Origin of the sequence: Amycolatopsis sp. NPDC051758, assembly GCF_044453095.1 — a bacterium.
Classification (GTDB): domain Bacteria; phylum Actinomycetota; class Actinomycetes; order Mycobacteriales; family Pseudonocardiaceae; genus Amycolatopsis.
The window spans coordinates 842,917-859,977 of sequence record NZ_JBITCJ010000002.1; the positions used below are offsets into that span (position 1 = coordinate 842,917).

General features: G+C 73.3%; 19 protein-coding genes. 8 read left to right on the top strand and 11 right to left on the bottom strand.

The genetic code is table 11. The features are described from left to right. The first annotated feature begins 29 nt into the window (after positions 1 to 29). From ACIA5G_RS12870 to ACIA5G_RS12880, 3 genes are all read left to right on the top strand, one after another. Positions 30 to 524: a MarR family winged helix-turn-helix transcriptional regulator gene (locus tag ACIA5G_RS12870; protein WP_395922896.1), complete on the top strand. Its 495-nt coding sequence runs from the start codon at positions 30 to 32 to the stop codon at positions 522 to 524. An 87-nt stretch (positions 525 to 611) separates the two neighbouring features. Further along, complete coding sequence (locus ACIA5G_RS12875) at positions 612 to 1,256, top strand: TetR/AcrR family transcriptional regulator (RefSeq protein WP_395922897.1); 645 nt, start codon at positions 612 to 614, stop codon at positions 1,254 to 1,256. 66 nt (positions 1,257 to 1,322) lie between these two features. Further along, complete coding sequence (locus ACIA5G_RS12880; RefSeq protein ID WP_395922899.1) at positions 1,323 to 2,183, top strand: S1 family peptidase; 861 nt, start codon at positions 1,323 to 1,325, stop codon at positions 2,181 to 2,183. On the opposite strand, the gene ACIA5G_RS12885 is transcribed toward ACIA5G_RS12880, so the two are convergent. Then, positions 2,184 to 3,056 (bottom strand): AraC family transcriptional regulator, encoded by an 873-nt coding sequence (locus ACIA5G_RS12885; protein ID WP_395922900.1) that lies wholly within the window; start codon positions 3,054 to 3,056, stop codon positions 2,184 to 2,186. An 87-nt stretch (positions 3,057 to 3,143) separates the two neighbouring features. Here ACIA5G_RS12885 and ACIA5G_RS12890 point away from each other — a divergent pair, with 87 nt between their 5' ends. The 4 genes from ACIA5G_RS12890 to ACIA5G_RS12905 are packed head-to-tail and all read left to right on the top strand — an operon-like array spanning position 3,144 to position 6,982. After that, positions 3,144 to 4,076: an MBL fold metallo-hydrolase gene (locus ACIA5G_RS12890; protein ID WP_395922902.1), complete on the top strand. Its 933-nt coding sequence runs from the start codon at positions 3,144 to 3,146 to the stop codon at positions 4,074 to 4,076. Between the two features lie 5 nt (positions 4,077 to 4,081). Beyond that, complete coding sequence (locus ACIA5G_RS12895; protein ID WP_395922904.1) at positions 4,082 to 4,963, top strand: LysR family transcriptional regulator; 882 nt, start codon at positions 4,082 to 4,084, stop codon at positions 4,961 to 4,963. 57 nt (positions 4,964 to 5,020) lie between these two features. After that, entirely contained in the window at positions 5,021 to 6,082 is a 1,062-nt protein-coding gene (locus ACIA5G_RS12900) for a tartrate dehydrogenase (protein ID WP_395922906.1), read from the top strand. A 15-nt stretch (positions 6,083 to 6,097) separates the two neighbouring features. After that, complete coding sequence (locus tag ACIA5G_RS12905; protein WP_395922908.1) at positions 6,098 to 6,982, top strand: alpha/beta fold hydrolase; 885 nt, start codon at positions 6,098 to 6,100, stop codon at positions 6,980 to 6,982. Here the strand turns inward: ACIA5G_RS12905 and ACIA5G_RS12910 are convergent. The 4 genes from ACIA5G_RS12910 to ACIA5G_RS12925 are packed head-to-tail and all read right to left on the bottom strand — an operon-like array spanning position 6,972 to position 9,901. Continuing rightward, positions 6,972 to 7,790, bottom strand: a complete 819-nt coding sequence (locus ACIA5G_RS12910; RefSeq protein WP_395922910.1) for a hypothetical protein — start codon at positions 7,788 to 7,790, stop codon at positions 6,972 to 6,974. The genes ACIA5G_RS12905 and ACIA5G_RS12910 overlap by 11 nt on opposite strands. Then, positions 7,741 to 8,895 (bottom strand): sialidase family protein, encoded by a 1,155-nt coding sequence (locus ACIA5G_RS12915; protein WP_395922912.1) that lies wholly within the window; start codon positions 8,893 to 8,895, stop codon positions 7,741 to 7,743. Before ACIA5G_RS12915 ends, ACIA5G_RS12910 begins: the two co-directional genes overlap by 50 nt. Next, positions 8,892 to 9,029 carry a hypothetical protein gene (locus tag ACIA5G_RS12920; protein WP_395922913.1) on the bottom strand — a complete coding sequence of 46 codons (138 nt, stop codon included), beginning with the start codon at positions 9,027 to 9,029 and terminating at the stop codon, positions 8,892 to 8,894. Before ACIA5G_RS12920 ends, ACIA5G_RS12915 begins: the two co-directional genes overlap by 4 nt. A gap of 11 nt (positions 9,030 to 9,040) precedes the next feature. Then, the gene (locus tag ACIA5G_RS12925) at positions 9,041 to 9,901 is read right to left on the bottom strand and encodes a TIGR03619 family F420-dependent LLM class oxidoreductase (protein ID WP_395922914.1); all 861 of its coding nucleotides are present in this window, start codon (positions 9,899 to 9,901) and stop codon (positions 9,041 to 9,043) included. Between the two features lie 178 nt (positions 9,902 to 10,079). Here ACIA5G_RS12925 and ACIA5G_RS12930 point away from each other — a divergent pair, with 178 nt between their 5' ends. Then, positions 10,080 to 10,487, top strand: coding sequence for an STAS domain-containing protein (locus ACIA5G_RS12930; protein WP_395922915.1), 408 nt, complete (start codon positions 10,080 to 10,082; stop codon positions 10,485 to 10,487). On the opposite strand, the gene ACIA5G_RS12935 is transcribed toward ACIA5G_RS12930, so the two are convergent. The 6 genes from ACIA5G_RS12935 to ACIA5G_RS12960 are packed head-to-tail and all read right to left on the bottom strand — an operon-like array spanning position 10,484 to position 17,060. Continuing rightward, positions 10,484 to 10,624 carry a hypothetical protein gene (locus ACIA5G_RS12935; RefSeq protein ID WP_395922916.1) on the bottom strand — a complete coding sequence of 47 codons (141 nt, stop codon included), beginning with the start codon at positions 10,622 to 10,624 and terminating at the stop codon, positions 10,484 to 10,486. The genes ACIA5G_RS12930 and ACIA5G_RS12935 overlap by 4 nt on opposite strands. Before the next feature lie 38 nt (positions 10,625 to 10,662). Further along, the gene (locus tag ACIA5G_RS12940) at positions 10,663 to 11,478 is read right to left on the bottom strand and encodes an alpha/beta hydrolase (RefSeq protein ID WP_395922918.1); all 816 of its coding nucleotides are present in this window, start codon (positions 11,476 to 11,478) and stop codon (positions 10,663 to 10,665) included. 9 nt (positions 11,479 to 11,487) lie between these two features. Beyond that, entirely contained in the window at positions 11,488 to 12,492 is a 1,005-nt protein-coding gene (locus ACIA5G_RS12945; protein ID WP_395922920.1) for a hypothetical protein, read from the bottom strand. Between the two features lie 28 nt (positions 12,493 to 12,520). Continuing rightward, on the bottom strand, positions 12,521 to 13,354 hold the full coding sequence (locus ACIA5G_RS12950; protein ID WP_395922922.1) for a DUF3592 domain-containing protein: 834 nt from the start codon (positions 13,352 to 13,354) through the stop codon (positions 12,521 to 12,523). Between the two features lie 9 nt (positions 13,355 to 13,363). Continuing rightward, positions 13,364 to 13,891, bottom strand: a complete 528-nt coding sequence (locus ACIA5G_RS12955) for a hypothetical protein (protein WP_395922924.1) — start codon at positions 13,889 to 13,891, stop codon at positions 13,364 to 13,366. A 52-nt stretch (positions 13,892 to 13,943) separates the two neighbouring features. After that, entirely contained in the window at positions 13,944 to 17,060 is a 3,117-nt protein-coding gene (locus ACIA5G_RS12960; protein ID WP_395922926.1) for a hypothetical protein, read from the bottom strand. Between the last annotated feature and the right edge of the window lies 1 nt (position 17,061).

Genomic DNA, 17,061 nt, shown 5'->3' on the forward strand with positions numbered 1-17,061 from the left:
CGAATTTGAACGACCGGTACGGTGGTGACATGGGTCCCCCGCGGTGGCTGAGCTCCGAAGAGAAGCGGGCCTGGACCGCGTTCCGCACCACCTACGCCCTGCTCCACCAGCGGATCGACCAGCAGCTCAAGCGCGACGCCGGCCTGTCCCACCTGCAGTACGAGATCCTCGTCCGGCTCGGCGCGGCCCCGGACCGGGAGCTGCGGATGGCCGAGCTGGCCTGCGCCGTGTCGAACTCCAAGAGCGGGCTCACCTACCAGATCGGCCAGCTGGAGCACGCCGGGCTCGTCCGGCGGCGCGCGTGCGAGAGCGACGTCCGCGCGGTCTACGCCGTGCTGACCGACGAGGGTCAGGCGCTGCTGGAGCAGGCCGCACCCGGGCACGTCGCGCTGGTCCGCGAGCTGCTCGTCGACGTCCTCACCCCGGACCAGCTGAGCGCGCTGGCCGACGGCCTCGGCGAGGCGAACCGCCGCATGCTGGCGGACGACGACTCAGGGCTTGCACCGGCGCCTCATTCGCCGTAGCCCGGCGTCGCACGCCCATGCGTAACAACCACTCGCTGTAACGAATCGGCTAGGATGCGGGTCCGGCGTCGGCAGCGAGGTGGGTTCATGGCGCGAGCACACGAAGAAGCGACGAGCGAAGCCGCGCCGCGACCAGGTGGCCGTCCTCGCGACGCGGCGCTCGACGAGGCGATCATCCTGGCCACCCGCGCGCGCCTGGTCCGCGACGGCTACTCGCTGATGACCATCGGCGACATCGCGACGGATGCCAAGGTCAGCCGCCCGACGCTCTACCGGCGGTGGAGCACGAAGTTCGAACTGGTCGTCGACGCGCTGGACTACGGCTTCCGCCGGCAGCGGGACATGTACACCGTGGACCTGGGCCGGCTGGAGCCGCGGGAGGCGCTCGTCGAGGCCGTCCGCCGCTTGGATCCCGAGTACTTCAACCCCGACGCGATGGTGCTCATGGGGAACTTCGCCGGTGAGGCGGTCCGCACGCCGGAGCTGCTCGGGATCCTCCGCGAGCACGCCGTCGAACCGCGGGTCACGCTGGTCGAGAACGTGCTGACGCAGCTGCAGGAAAGCGGCGCGATCCAGGACGGCATCGACAAGCACACGATCGCGACGCTGTGCTTCGGCAGCTACTTCGCCGCCTTCTACCGGGGCGAGCCGAAGGACGGGATCGCCGAGGCGGTCGTGGCGGTGCTCTGGCCGGCGATCGCGGCGACGAAGCCGGCTCGCCGGCGGCAGTGACCCTGCCTGACCGGCGGAAACGTTTTGCACTCAACCAAACCGGCGTCCCGCTCGTGTACTTGAGGTGTGAGGCGAACTTCGGAACGACGGCGGCTCTTCCGGCCGGGAGCGACGGCGGTCGCGGTGCTGGCGGGGGCCGGCGTCGCGTTCGCCCACACCGCACTGGCCGCGGCACCCGCGCTGCCGGCCCTGGCCGCGGCCCCCCACGGGCACAGCCTGCCCGACCCCGCGGCCTCGGAGCCGCCGCCGGCCACGGCCGAGGCGCCGCAGCCGGTCCTGCCGTTCAACGCCAAACTGACGTCGGACGACATCCCGGTCGCGGGTGGCGGCGTGCGTGACGGCGCCTGCAGCGGCGCGCTGGTCGCGCCCCAGTGGATCGTCACCGCCGGGCACTGCTTCCACAACCTCAACGACGCCCGCATCGGCGGCCGGCCGCCCTACACGATGACCGTGACGGTCGGCCGGCTGAAGGACAGTGACCCCGGCGGGCACACGGCCGAGGTGGTCGACGTCCGGCAGTCGCCGCTCAACGACCTGGCGGTGGCGAAGCTCAGCGCGCCGGTGGACGACATCACCCCGGTCGCGCTCGCCGACAGCCGGCCCGCGGTCGGCGCGGAGCTGCAGTTCGCCGGCTGGGGTTCGCACTCGGCGACCGTGCTCGGCCCGTCCGACCACCTCAAACGCGGCCGTTTCAAGGTGTCGGGCATCGACCGGGCCACCCTGGAGGCCCTGCCGGTCGGCACGCGGACGGTGGACAACGGCCCGTGCCCGGAGGATTCGGGCGGCCCGTTCTTCGTTTCGGCGGACGACCTCACGGGGACGCTGGTGGCGATCGTGAACACCGGGCCGCCGTGTCCGCAGCCGGGGCCCGAGACCATCGCGCGGGTGGACGTCGTGGCGGACTGGATCCGCCAGCAGATCGGCTGACTACCGCGGCGTCCGGTAACCCCCCGGCGCCACTCCGAACTGGCGCTTGAAAGCGTGCGAAAGCGCAAACGGCGACGCATATCCGACCTTCGACGCGATCGAAGGCAGTGGCAGCTCCGTCTCCCGCAGCAACCGCGCGGCCATGGTCAGCCGCCACCACGTCAGGTACGCCATCGGCGGCCGGCCGGTCAACGCCGTGAAGCGGCGGGCCAGCGTCGCGCGGGACAGGCCCACCCGGGCCGCCAGGTCCTCGATGCGCCACGGCGCCGCCGGGTTCGTGTGCAGCTCCTCCAGCGCCGCGGCGACTTCGCGGTCACGCAGGGCCTGCGGCCAGCCCGGCGCCGGGTTGCCGTCGAGCCACGCCCGGATCAGGTACACCAGCAGCAGGTCGAGCAGCCCGGTGACCACCGTCGCCCGTCCCGGCCGCGGCTCGGTCACCTCCGCGCCGAGCAGGTCGATCGCCGCCCGGAGTTCGGGGTGCCGGCCGATCCGCGCGGGCAGGTGGACAACCTCGGGCAGGTCCGCGAGCACCGGGTGCTGCCGGGCGTGGTCCAGCCGGTACTTGCCGCACAGGAACTCCGTGCGGCCGGCCGGCTCGGGCACCGCCGTCTCGAAGGGCACCGCACCGGTCGCGTCCGGGGTGGCGGACAGCGTGTGCGCGCTGCCGTGCGGGACGAGGACCACGTCCCCGGCGCCGAGCGGCACCGGCTCGCCCTCGTCCGGCACCAGCCAGCCGCTGCCGCGCAACAGGACGTGGAAGCCTGCGCCCTCGTACGGCGCGAAGCGGTAGCACCACCCGTCACCGGCGCGAAGCCGGTTCGACGTCGGCTGCCCGATCCGCACCGCCGCGATCGCGTCACTCAGGAGATCCACCCGGCCATCGTAACTCTGAGACGTTCACGCATCAGATCGAGCAGTTCAGACATTGGAACGCTCAATCGTCGGCCTTAGCGTGGAGTCATGCACATTGGTGACGTCGAAGTCCTGAAGGTCGTCGAGTGGCAGGGCGAGATCGCCCCGGCGCAGACCATCGTCGCCGGCAGCCCGGACGGGCTCTGGGCGGACAACGCGGCGTGGCTCGCGCCCGACCACTGGAACCCGGAGACCGGCGGCTACCGCGGCGCGGTGCAGACGTGGGTGCTCCGCAGCGAGGGGCGGGTCGTGCTCGTCGACACCGGCGTCGGCAACCACCGCGACCGGCCGCAGATCCCGCTGTTCGACCACCTCGCGACCCCCTTCCTCGACCGGCTCGCCGCCGCCGGCGTCCGCCCGGAGGACGTCGACGTCGTGGTCAACACGCACATCCACTACGACCACGTCGGCTGGAACACCGAGCTGCGCAACGGCGAATGGGCGCCGGCCTTCCCGAACGCCACCTACCTCATCCCCCGCGCCGACCAGACGTACTTCGACCCTCGCAACGCCCATCGCCGGCCCGCGCCGCGCGACGAACGCGAGCAGCTGCGCCGGGACGGCAGCCTGCTCGTCTACGCCGACAGCGTCGCCCCCGTGCTCGGCCGGGCCGTGCTGTGGGAAGACACCCACCGCATCGACGGCAACCTCACGCTCGAAGCCGCGCCCGGCCACACCCCCGGCTCGTCGGTGCTGCGCCTGGCCTCCGGCTCCGGCCGCGCGGTGTTCGTCGGCGACCTGCTGCACAGCCCGGTGCAGATCCTCGCGCCGGAGCACAGCAGCTGCTTCTGCGAAGACCCGCGCCAGGCCGCGGCAACCCGGCGAAGCGTCCTGGAACGCGCGGCGGACAACGGAGAGCTCGTCGTCCCGGCCCACTTCGCGGGTCCCGGCGCGGCGGAGGTGCGCCGGGACGGCAGCCGCTTCGCGATCCACCGCTGGGCTCCTTCCGAAGGCCCGGAAGCGGTTCCTCTGCAAAACTGACCAGCATGGACGCCCGGCAGCTGCGCTACTTCCTCGCGGTCGTGGACCACGGCAGCGCGAACAAGGCCGCCGCGGCGCTGTACGTCGCGCAGCCGTCCCTTTCGCAGGCCGTCCGCACGCTCGAACGCGACCTCGGGCTGGCCCTCTTCCACCGCGTCGGACGGCGGCTCGTGCTCACGGACGCGGGCCGGGCGCTGATCGAGCCCGCGCGCCAGGTCCTGCGCGGGCTCGCCGCCGCGCGGGCGAGCGTCGAATCCGTGGCGGGCCTGCAGGTCGGCCGGGTCGAGATCGCGGCCATGCCGTCGCAGGCGGTCGAGCCGCTGGCCGGGATGATCAAGGCCGTCACCGAAGCGCACCCCGGGCTGTCCGTGGCGGTGCGGGCCGCGTTCACCGCGGACGAAGTGCTCCACCAGGTCCGAAGTGGACAGACCGAGCTGGGCCTGCTGGCCGCCGCCGAACCGCCCGCCGGCGTGGGGGTCGACCTGCGGCCGATCGGCCGGCAGCGGTTCGTGCTCGTCTGCCCGGCCGGCGGCCCGTTCGCCCCGGACACCGTGGTGCGCCACGAAGACCTCGCCGGGCAGCGGCTGATCGTCGGCCAGTCCGGCACCGGGATGCGGCGCCTGGTGGACGAAATCCGCGCCGCCGGCGTCGAGCTGACCGAGGTCGTCGAGACCGAGCACCGCGAGACCGTCCTGCCGCTCGTGCTGGGCGGCGTCGGGGTCGCGGTGCTCGCCGACTCCTGGGCGCCGCTGGCGCGGCAGGCCGGTGCGCTGGTCCTCGACCTCGAGCCGGCGCGGCACCTCCACCTCGCCCTGGCCAGTCGGGCCGGCGACCTGACCCCGGCGGCGCGCGCGTTCCTCGCGCTCGCTTATAGCCCGAGCCGATAACGCCGGGTGGAACTCCGTCTTGGACGCGGCCGCCGCGCGGGTGGTGCCATCAACGGCATGGTCACCCATCGCATCGCGCTCATCCCCGGGGACGGCATCGGCCAGGAGGTCACGCCCGCCGCCTGCCGGGTGCTCGACACCGTCGGCCGGCGGCACGGCGTCACGTTCGCCTACGACGAGTTCGACTGGTCGTGCCGCCGCTTCACCGGACTCGGAGCGATGATGCCCGCGGACGGCCTCGACCGGATCCGCCACCACGACGCGATCTTCCTCGGCGCCGTGGGTGATCCGTCGGTGCCCGACCACGTCTCCTTGTGGGGCCTGCTGATCCCGATCCGGCGGAGCTTCCGCCAGTACGTCAACCTGCGGCCGGTGAAGGTCTTCGAGGGCGTCGAGAGCCCGGTGCGGCGCGCCCGGCCCGGCGAGGTCGACCTCGTGGTCGTCCGGGAGAACGTCGAAGGCGAGTACAGCGAGATCGGCGGCCGGCTCGGCCGGGGCTTCCCGGACGAGATGGCCGTCCAGGAAGCCGTGTTCACTCGCGCCGGCGTCTCCCGTGTCGCCGACTTCGCCTTCCGGCTCGCGGGCGAGCGCCGCGGGCGGCTGACGTCGGCGACCAAGTCGAACGGCATCGTGCACACCATGCCGTTCTGGGACGAGGTCGTCGCCGCAACCGCGGCGGCGCACCCGGCCGTCACCTGGGACTCCGAGCACATCGACGCCTTGTGCGCCAAGGTGGTCCTCGACCCCGGGCGCTTCGACGTGCTGGTCGCGTCCAACCTGTTCGGGGACATCCTCAGCGATCTCACCGCCGCCGTCGCGGGCGGCATCGGCATCGCGCCGGCCGCGAACATCAACCCCGAGCGCGAGTTCCCGTCGATGTTCGAGCCGGTGCACGGCTCCGCGCCGGACATCGCCGGCCGCGGCACCGCCAACCCGCTCGGCGCCATCTGGACGGCGGCGATGCTGCTGGCGCACCTCGGCCACGCCGAGGCCGCCGCCGAAGTCGAGCAGGCCATCACCGACGTCCTCGCCAAGACCCCGCTGCGCACCCCCGACCTCGGCGGCACGGCCACGACCGAGACCTTCACCCGCGCCGTCCTGGACTTCACCGCCGCCTGAACCGGAGCCGCTTCGATGAGTGTCCCGCTGCCCTTCACCTACCACTCGATCGACGCCGACGGGGTGCGGATCCGCTGCGCCGTCGCCGGCGACGGGCCGCCGCTCCTGCTGCTCCACGGGTACCCGCAGACCCACCTCATCTGGCACCACGTCGCGCCGGTGCTGGCCGCCACGCACACGGTCGTGCTCGCCGACCTGCGCGGGTACGGCGACAGCGCCAAGCCCCGGCCGGGCGACGGGGACGCCGAATACGCCAAACGCGCCATGGCCCGCGACCAGCTCCTGGTGATGAACGCACTGGGGTTCGAGCGGTTCGGCGTCGCCGGCCACGACCGCGGCGGCCGCGTCGGGCACCGGCTCGCCCTCGACGCGCCCGAGGCCGTGTCGGCGCTGGCGGTGCTGGACATCGTCCCGACCCGCCACAGCTTCGAGCACGCCGACAAGGCGTTCGGGCTCGGGTACTTCCACTGGTTCTTCCTGGCCGCGGGCCACGGGATCCCGGAACACCTCATCGGCGCCGACCCGGAGTTCTGGATCACCGCGCGGATGGCGGCCCGCCACCACGGCGGCACGCCCTTCGACCCGGCCGCGGTCCGGGAGTACATCCGGTGCTTCTCGGACCCGGCCGCGATCGCGGCGTCCTGTTCGGACTACCGCGCGGCGGCGGGCATCGACCTCGAGCACGACACCGCCGACGCCGGACGGCTGGTGGCGGCCCCGCTGCTCGCGTTGTGGGGCGAGCACAGCTTCGTCGGGCGCAGTTATGACGTCCTGGAGGTGTGGCGGGAGTACGCGAGCGACGTCCGGGGGCGGGCGCTGCCGGGTGACCACTACCTCCCGGAGGAACAGCCCGAGCTGGTCGCCGCCGCGCTCGCGGAGTTCTTCGCCGTCACCGGCTGAGCACCGTGCGCGCGGTCAGGCGCCCCTTCTCCGGCTCGCGCGCGAGCTCGCCCGCCGTCACCGCGGCATTCAGTGCCCCAGTCGTGTCTTCGGCGCGGTAGATCGTCTCCAGCAGCGTGAATCGTTGCAGCTCGGCAACCGTGCGAGAGCCCCGCCGGGCCACTTCGGCCAGCAGGGCCCGGCGCAGCGGGAGGAGCTGCGGGGTGAGCGAGATGTCCACCAGCACGCCCTCGGCGTCCCGCGGGTCGCGGTAGCGGATGCCGGCGAACTCGTCGACCGCCCACAGCTCGTTCTTGAAGGTCGCGAGGTGCTTGGCGTCCGCCGTGGCGAACACGAGCACCGGCGCGCTGCCGTCCTCGGCCACCAGCTCGACCACCACCGCGCACCCCAGCCCGGCCGCGCGCAGCCGCTCGCGGTGGTCCGCGGCCGTGGCCGCCGTCAGCACCACCTCGTGCGCCTTGCCCCGCAGGAAACCCGGCGGCCACGCCTCGACACCGGCCAGGTGCGCCAGCATCGGCCCGGTCACCTCGACGTCGCCGAGGCCGGCCACCGACCGGACGCCCAGGTTCGCCGGCGGCGCGGCCGGCACCGCCTGGCCGACGAGCACCGCTTCCAGGTGGTGGTCCTCGAGGCGGTCGGCGAACTCGCCGAAGACCCGGAACGCGTCGGCCGCGAAGCCGCCGCATTCGACGTAGGTGCCGCCGCGCTGCGACCGCAGCACCGTCGCGGTCCAGGCGTCGAGGTACCGCACCAGCACGTCACGCACGACCACGACGTGCGGGTCGGGGCGCTGCGCGCGCTCGGCCACGCTCCCGGTTGTACCGCACGCGTCCACCGGGCACCAGTCGCCGTCCGCTCAGGAGAGCGTGACCGTGGCGCTCCACAGCCGGTCGTCGGTGGTGTTCGGGTAGGCGTACGCCCCCGCGCAGCCCCCAGCCCGACTGGCAGTTGTCCCCCATCACCTCGGCGGTGCGCGGCCCGGTCACCGCGACCCCCTGGTAACCGCTGGAGCCGAGGGTGTCGCACGGGTGCCCGCCGTAACCGCCGGAGCAGCCGGTCGGCAGGTTGTCGTAGAAGCTGTGGACGGTGGACCACGTGGTGCCGCCGTCGTAGCTGAACGTGATCTTGTTGCGCGGCCGCCCGAAAACGAGCATCAGCACACCCTGGTCCATCGTGTGCAGGACCGGGTTCACCCCGCGGACGGCGTTCTCGTCGGCCGCACCGGGCACCTTCAGCGCGTACGCCGCACCCCAGCCGGCGGTGCCGAGGTCGGCCGCCGAGTTCACCGGGGCGGTGGTGACCCGGCCGAGCAGTCGGCTGTAGGCGTACCCGCCGGACATCTGGTCGAGCCGCGTCACCATCAGGAGGCGCCCGTCAGCACGCCGGGTGACCGTGGCTTCCGTGTAGTTGTAGGTGCCGGACAGGAACACGGTCGACGCGCGCTTCCACGCGGTGCCGTCGTGGTTGCCCGAGAGCAGGTACGCCGCCGACAGGCTGCCCTGGTGCGCCGCGTAGAACGGCACCACCTGGCTGCCGTCCGGCAGGGTCAGCACCCCCTGGAAGAGCCGGCCGGTCCCGGAGCTGATGGTGCCGCCGGTGAAGTCGAGGTCGGCGCGGCTCGGCCGCCGGCCGACCCCGCCGTCGGCCGAGGTCCACCGGACGGCGTACCGCTTGCCCGCCGCGTCGACCCGGCCCAGCTCTTCGACGGCCACGAGGTCGCCGTTCGTGGCGGTTAAGACGTTGCCGACCTTGGCGAACTGCGCGTCCGTCGCGTTCAGCAACGGCCCGCCGGTGCGCGCGTCGAGGGCGGCCTGCCACTTGCCGGCGCCGTCCTGGTACTCGATGCGCAGCTTGACCGCGGGATCGCCGTCGGCGCTGACCTGGAAGCTGCGGACGAACCGGTGCCGGGTCACCCCGGCCGGGTCGGTCCAGGTGACGGGTCCTGCGGCTCGACCACCGCCGCCCCGTACGCCGGCTGCAACGCCGTGACGCCGCTCGGCGCCGCGGACGTCACCCCGGCCGGACCGGCCACCACCCCGGCGGACACCACCGGACGGTTTAGCCGCGACGCAGGGCGAACCGCTCGGCCAACTCCTCCATCTCTTCGCGCTGCCGGGCCGGTTCGGCCGAGGTGGGTGTCACGACGACCCGGTGCACGCCCTCCCGCGCCAGCGCTTCGGCGTCGTCGACCGACAGGCTGATCGAGCCCCAGCGGGTGTACTGGACGTCGTCCGGGTCGCGGCCGGCCTCGATCGCCGTCGACCGGGCGAGCTCGAGGTGACCGCGGCGTTCGTCCGGGGTCAGCAGGCCGCCGGGGAAGAAGCCGTCGCCGCGGCGGCCGGCCCGTCGTGCCGCCGCGGGGCTCGACCCGCCGACGTGGATCGGCAGCCGGGTGGCGCCCAGCGGTTTCGGGAAGCTGCAGACGTCGTCGAAGGTGAAGAACTCCCCGGCGAAGCTGACGCCGTCCTCGCCGCCGGCCCACAGCAGCCGCAGGACGTCGATCGCTTCGTCCGCCCGGCGGCCACGGGTGGTGTAGTCGACTCCGGCCGCTCGCGCCTCACCGGGCAGCGCGCCGACGCCCACCGTGAGCAGCCGCAGGCGCCCGCCGGACAGCACGTCGACGGTGGCCAGCCGCTTCGCCAGCACCACCGGGTGGTGGTACGGCAACAACAACACGCCGGTGCCGAGCAGGATGCGCCGGGTGGTCGCGGCGACGAAGGTCAGGATCTCGAGCGGATCACCGTAGGGAAGCGACGGGGTCAGCTCCATCGGCCCGATCTTCGCGCCCGGGTACAGCGCGACGTGCTCGGGCAGGTACAGCGACTCGAAGCCGCATTCCTCCGCATCCCGGGCGAACCGCCCGATCCGGTCGGGGTCGACACCGAAGAAGGCCGTGTTGTAGCTGATCCCGAATTCCACGCACCGAAAGCTAAACCTTGACGCCGGCGACAAGGCAACAACCGATCAAGGCGTAGGGTGAAGGCCTCACGGTTCAACCGGTAGCCGTCCGTTCCCTGCGCGTTCGACCGCAGAGGTCCGGGAGACGGGCACCGGGTGTGCCGGCTTCCCGGCCGTACCTCGCTCCGAGGAGGCCCGTGTGCTCGACCAGATCGCCGCTCCGATGTCCCGGGTGGACATTCCCGCCACACTCACCCTGCGCGTCACCGCGACCGCGGAAACCACCCTCGTGACCGCCCGGGGTGAAATCGACCTGGCGGTGGTCGGCCGGCTGAGAACCCGCCTGGCCGAAGAAACCGGGCTGGCGCCGCGAGCGCTGGTCCTCGACCTCTCCGGGGTGACCTTCTGCAGTGCCCGGGGCGTCACCGAACTCTTGGTCGCCGCTTCGGAAGCGCACGTCAGCGGAGTGCCGTTCGCGATCGTCGGGGCGCAGCGAGCGGTGGTGCGACCCATCACGATTCTCGACCTGGCGCAGACGTTGCCGATCCACCGCAGCGTCGCGGACGCCCTGGCCTGGCTCGCCGTGCTACCCCGGTTGCAGTCCTAGACGTGCATCGCCAGCCATAACGCCATCCACGCGACGCACCCCAGCGCGCCGCCGACCCCGAACGCGAGGAGTACGCGTCGCAGGGCCGCGATGGTCCCGGCCCGGCCCGACATTTCGGTGATTCCCGCATCAGCCATGCCGAAAAGGTTCCCGCGTCCCCGGCGGGCAAACATCACTATCCGGTGGCGCCGGGAATCAGCGCCGTCACGGCGTCGACCACCTGCGGCCCTTCGACCAGCACCGGGTCGTTGTGGTCGGCACCGGGCAACTCCACCAGCCGGGCGGACGCCGCGGCGGCGACCTCGCGGCTCTGGCCCGGCGGGACGACCGAATCTCGGTCGCCCAGGACGACCACCGTCGGCACCCGCAGGCGCGCGACGTCGTCCCGGACCGGGAAGCGGTCGCGCAGCAGCAGCCGCACCGGCAGGTACGGATAGAGCTCGGCGCCCACCGAGGCGAGGTCGACGAAGGGCGAACGCAGGACGAGCCCGGCGGGCGGGTGGTCGCGGGCCAGCCCGGTCACCACGGCGCAGCCGAGGCTTTCGCCGTAGAAGATGATCCGCCCGGGCGGCACCCGCCGGTCCTCGACCAGGAACCGGTGGGCCGCGCGGACGTCGAGGGCCAGGCCGTCTTCACTCGGATCACCCGGGTTACCGCCGTAACCGCGGTAGTCGAACAGCAGCACGGCCAAGCCCGCTTCGGCGAGCTTCGCGGCCAGCGGGGCACGCCCGGTCCGGCTGCCGCCGTTGCCGTTGGCCACCAGGACCGTCGCCGGGGCCTCACCCGGCGGCCGGACGAACCAGCCGCCCAGCTCGAGCCCGTCGGTGGTGTGGAGGCGGACGTCCTCGGCGCCGGGCAGCACACGCGCGGCGGCGGGCACCGGCGCGGTGTCCGGCAGGTAGATCAGCCTCCGCTGGAACGCCCAGAACAGCGCCAGCACGACCACGACGACAACCGCGATCACCAGCAGGACCCGCACGGCGACGGCCATCGGCTCAGGCTACTGCGGCGGCAGGGTGAGCGAGGCGCTCCCGCCGGGCCCGGTGACGGTGACGCGGACCGTGAGCGCGTCGGGCAGCCGGACAACCGTGACCTGCCAGGACTTCGGCGATCCGACGTCGAGGGTGCTCGTCGCCCGCCGGACCAGGTCGGGGATGCGGTCGAGCGGCGCCGCCCGGAGGTCGAAGTGCGGGACCGCCGCGTCGTCAGTGGGCGCGAAGACCACGGACACCAGGTGCTCCTGGACGGATGCGGTGAGTACCCGCGAGACGTCGGCGTGCCCGGCCAGGGAGTCGATCGCCCGGCGCAGCTCCCCCGCGTCCAGGAACGACTGCCCGGGGCCGACGGTGATCGTCGCGGAGCCCGACGAAGACGTCACCGACGACGTCTCCGGTTCCGCGGGCGGGTCCGGCGTGAACAGTTCGACGCGGTACAGCGCGACGACGGCGACCGCGCCGAGCAGCAGCCCGAGCAGCACGGCCACCGAGAACGCGCACCCCTCCGGCGGCTCCTGCACGAGCGCGGACTCGGGGGCCGAAGCGATCTCGGCACCCGCCATCCGCCGCCGCCACTCCGGCGCCGGGTCCGGCACGATCCGGGCCTTCCACGGCCGGTCCGGCGGGTACTCGACCACATGGACGTCGCCGGCCCGGTGGCGCGGCAGGTCGATCAGGTTGACGGGGTGGGTGACCCGGACGCGGTGGGCCGCGGCGCCGTCGGGGGCGACCGTGAAGACGAAGTCGACCGGAACGTCGCCGGTTTCGGTGCCGCCGGCGCGGAGGCTTTCGACCTTCGCCAGCGCGACGCGGGGAACGACCACGGCTTCGCGGGCGCGTCGCGGCAGGCCGGCGAGGTAGCGCAGCACGCCGTACGCGAGCGGAAGTCCCAGCCCGGTCAGGATGACCGGGACGTTTTCGATGATGATTCCGGTGACGAACGCGCTCAGCGTCACGCCGATGACAGCGCCGGTGAGGAAACCACGGGCCGGCGCGAGTGCGGTGGACATCGATGTGCTCCGGGCTCTCGAAGGGGTGCTAGCCGAACGGCGGGAACGACTCCGCCGGATCCGGTTCCACCAAGATCACGTCGGGGTCGGCCGGGTCGTAGCGGACCCGCACCGCCGAGCCGGGGGCCGGGGCCTGGAACAGCGGCGTGATCATCGTCGTCACCACCGTGCGCTCCCCACTCTCGGTGGGGAACCGGACGTGGACGGTGAACCGCGGGTTGCCCATGACCCACACGTTGGTGAACTCCAGCTGCGTGACGTGCCCGGTCACCTGGCGGCCGAGGTGCCGCAGCGCCTCCGCGCGGTCGTCGGCCTCCGCTGCGGTGAGGAACGCCCGCAGCATCACCACGATCGTCACCAGCGCGACCAGCCCCGAGACGGCGGGCACGAGGTAGGGCTCGTAGTAGACGACCCAGTCCACATCGGACCAGGGCTCGGCCTTGCCGTCGAGGAAGGGCAGCCGCTGCCCGACCGACTCCGGCGGCGTCCACGACGGGATCGCGACCCCGCTGCCCAGCGCCACGCCCAGGGACGCGGTCAGGGAGCTCGCCCGGAACCCGATTCCCATGCGGTGCAGTGACAGGCCCGCGCCCCACAGCATCGCGAAGCCGAGCGACGACGCCACCGTGACCGCGACGCTGAAGAACAGCGCGAGCGAACCCGCCGGGCCCGCGTCGGCCCCCCACGCGTCGACGCGGTTCAGCGACATCAGCCGGAAGCCGTCCAGCAGCCCGAGCGCCCCCGACCAGCCGGCGACGGCCCAAGCGAGCGTCGCCGGCACGCCGAGCAGCCAGAGCCGCCGGGCGGCCCGGCGCGCCTGCCCGGGCTCTTCGGACAGGCCCATCGTGAACGATCCGAACATGGTGGCCCCCTAGGCGATCGGGCCGAACACGCCGACCTTCGCCGGGTCGGCGGGGTCGACGCGGGCCTCGTGGCGGGTGCCGGGCGCGTACTGCTGGATCGTCGCCAGCGGCGTGATCAGCGGGGTGACCGTCCGGTAGGTGCTGCCGTCGGCGCGGGTGACCTCCAGCGTCGCGGTGTACTGCGCCTGCCCGGCGATCGTCCGGCCGGTCGGCTCCAGGGCGCGGACCACCAGGGTGGCGGGCTCGCCGGTGTCGTAGAGCCGGCGCAGCTCGGTGCCGTAGGCCTGCAGCTCCTGCTGCTGGCTCAGCTGCTCCCCCGGCGGCAGCGCCATGAACGCCGCCATGTCGGGGTCGGCGGCCAGACCCCGGAGCGCCTGCGCTGCGAGCTGCGGCGTCGGCAGCTGCGGCGTGATGTCGTACCCCTGGGCCGCGGCGGCCTGCCGGAACTGCTCCGCGTGCTGCTGGAAGTCCTGCGCGCCGCGGGCTGCGCCCTGCTGCGTCGCCTCGTTGACCTTGTCGCGGATCTTCTTGAACATCGGCCCTGCCTTTCGCTGTGCGGTGTGCACACAGCTTCGGCCGGACGCGCCGCTACCGAACCCAGGTTTGCCCGTCGTCGGAGGCGTCGAGGCAGGTCAGGGCGGCCCAGAAGACCGGCGAGCGGGCCGGCTCGGGGTGTTCGCGCCACTGCGCGAGCCGGCTGCGCTGCCAGGCGCACAGCTCGGTGACCGGGTCGTCGCCGGCCAGCGCCGTGTCGACGGCGATCACCAGGTCGGCCATCGGGTCCGCGCCGGGCACCGCGGCCGACGTCGGCAGGGCCCAGACCGTCGCGGCCACCAGCCGCGCCCCGGCCGCGACGGCGGCCAGCAGCACGCCGAACGGCTCGGCCAGGCCGAAGTCGCTCGCGCTGGCGCAGCCGATCAAGGCCACCCGCGCGGGCATCGTGTCCACTTCGGACCGGGCCAGATCGGCGGCGGTGAACGGCCGGTGCGCACCGATCGGCTCGGCGGTGCCGGGCAGCTCGGCCGGGCAGGACAGGTGCAGCGCGGTCTGCGCGCCGTGTTCGTCACGGACGAGGCTGACGTGCCCGGCGAAGACGAGCCGCGAACACGGCCCGGCCAGCACCCGGGCGAGCAGCCGCCGGTCGGTGTCGGTCCGGCGCACGAGGTCGATGCCTTGTTTCGCCGGTGGCTGGACGGGCCCGCCGGCGAGCCGCGCGTCGAGGTGCCGGATCAGCTTCGACGTGGGTTCCTGCTTGCCCAGCACCGAGCCCAGCTCACCGAAGGCGCTCTGGCCGGGGATCCGCGGGTCGAGGAAGTAGGCGGGCGGCCCGTCGGCGGCAGGCGGCCGCCGCGGGATCCCGGCCGGGGCGAGCAGGGAGACGTCGGCGACGTCGAGGACGCGGTCGTCACCGTCGAAGCAAAGGCTTTCTTCACCGGGTTCGAGGACACGGTCCGGGCGCCGGTCGGGCAGCGCGAGCAACCCCCACGGCACGGCGGCCAGGCTCGGCGACGGCTGGATCCGCAGGAGCGGCCGTCCGGTGGCGTTTCGCAGTGCGGCGACGAGGTCGGCGGGCAGGAGGTTGAGGGCGAGGATGCGGGCCAGCCGTTGTTCGCCTTCGACGCTGCCGAACGCGTTGTGGTCCAACGAACGCCGGACGGCCTCGGCGACGCTCTCGCCTTCGCGCGGTGTCGGGGAGGCTTCGGCCAGGAGCTCGCGTGCGGTCGCGACGAGGGCGGCGTCGACGGGATGGGTGTGCACGGAGTCGAGGTCGGCGGTCGTGCGCCAGCTGAGGTAGGTGTGCCCGGCGTCGGCGTAGCGAAGGAGGAAGGTTTCGCGGCCGGGGTCGGGTTCGGGCCAGGTTTCGACGGGTGTTGTTTCGTTGCGTGCCAAGGAGTAGCGCTCGGTGGCGAGCTTCAGCCAGGGGTCGAGCTGCATCGGTGAGGCCGGGGACCAGCGGAGGGCTGGGGGTGGGGCCAGGCGAAGCGGGAGCGTTGAGGTGACGGCGCCGAGGGCGGCCAGGGGAAGCGGACCCCGCACGACCTGCGGCTCTCCAGCGGCTTCCAGTGTCTCGCGCGAGTCGGCGGATATCGCAACCCGCCGTTCCCCTGCGGCAGACGTAACCTCAGACTCGCCCGCAAGCGCCGGTTCCAACCCCGGCACCGCACCGGTCAGGTCGAGCAGTGGCCCCTCGGCGCCGGTGTACGCCCCGACCGCACAGGTGCGCTCGATCAGCTCCGCCGCCAGCCTCGGCTCCTTCAGCCGGGCCAGCAGCTCCATCAGCAATCCCGTCGCCGGGCCGCTCACCGAGCTCGCCCATGCCGTGCGTGCCCGCGGGGAGGTGAACTCGAACCGGTAGTCCGCCGCGGCCAACGTCAAGGGCAGCAGCAGATCCAGTACTCCCGGCAGGTCGTTGCCGCGGGTGTAGGCGATCGTCGCCGCGACGAAGTCCGTGTGCAGGCACTCCAGCCACTCGCCGGACGCCCGCGCCGACTCCCGGGCGCGTGTCGCGTGCTCCTGAGCCTTCTCCCACTGGCCTTCCGCCGCGAAGCACCGGGCCAGGGCCACGTCGAGGCGTCGCAGACCCGGCTCGTCGCCGTGGGCGGTCCAGATCTTGCCCGCGTGCTCGAACTGGTCGCGTGCCTGCCGCGGATCGCCCGCGAGCAGCAGCAACGTGCCCAGTGCGTGGCTCGCCTCCGCCACGTCGCCGGTCGCGCCCGCCGCCGCCAGGTCGTTGCGGGCGGTGATGATCGCCTCGACCGCGCCCGGGAAGTCGCCGCCGAGGGCGCGGTCCGCGGCGAGGGTGATGGCGAACTTCGCGGCCGCCGGCCGGCCCTCGTGCCGGGCGCCGAGCCGGACCAGGTCGGCCCGCGCGTCGGCGTCTTCGCCGCCTGCCTGGCGCAAACGCGCGCGCTCGGCCTGCGCCATCGCCCGCAGCGACGCCACTTGGTCGCGGACCTCGTGGACGCCGGCGAGCGTGTCCAGCGCCACCAGGATCGGCTCGAGCGCGTCCAGCGCGCCGGCCGGGTCACCCTCGGCCACCTGGACGCGGACCTCGAGGATGCGCAGCTCCAGCTCGTCGGCGCCGTGCAGGTCGAGCAGCTCGGGCGGGTACTGCCCCGGCCCGGCTGCCTTCCGCTGCGCCGCCCGGTGCCGCTGTCCCGCGATCAGCTCCCGCGCCCGCGCGACCGCACCCTCCTCCGTGGACAGTGAGACGAGCACGCGCTCGACGACCTCACGAGACCCCTCGACCATCCGGATCTCGGCGTACTGTCCGAAATGGACGGCCGCCGCGGCGCTCACGCGGAAGTCCGCCAGCACGGCTTCGGCGCACTGGCGCGCGTTCCGCAGGTCGCCCGCCGAGTAGCAGAGGGCGGCCAAATCGCTGAGCGCGGCCACTTCGAGGTCGGTCCGGTCGAGCCGGTGCGCGACCTGCCGCATCCGGACGTACTCCCGCTGCGCACCCGCGAAGTCCCTCGCGGCGGCGAGCCGCTTGGCCGCCACCTGGCTCTCGACGGCTTCCTCGAGCAACCGCCGGTACGAAGCCTCGGTGAGCGAGCACGCGGGGAATTCGCCGTAGGGCGCCGGATCGAGGCCGAACTCCACGGCGACACAACGGCAGTTGTAACCGTGGGAACTCGCGCCGGCCAGCTCCGGCGGAAGCGGCCGGTCCGGCGGATTCAACGGCGTTGGCAGGCCGACGAGCACG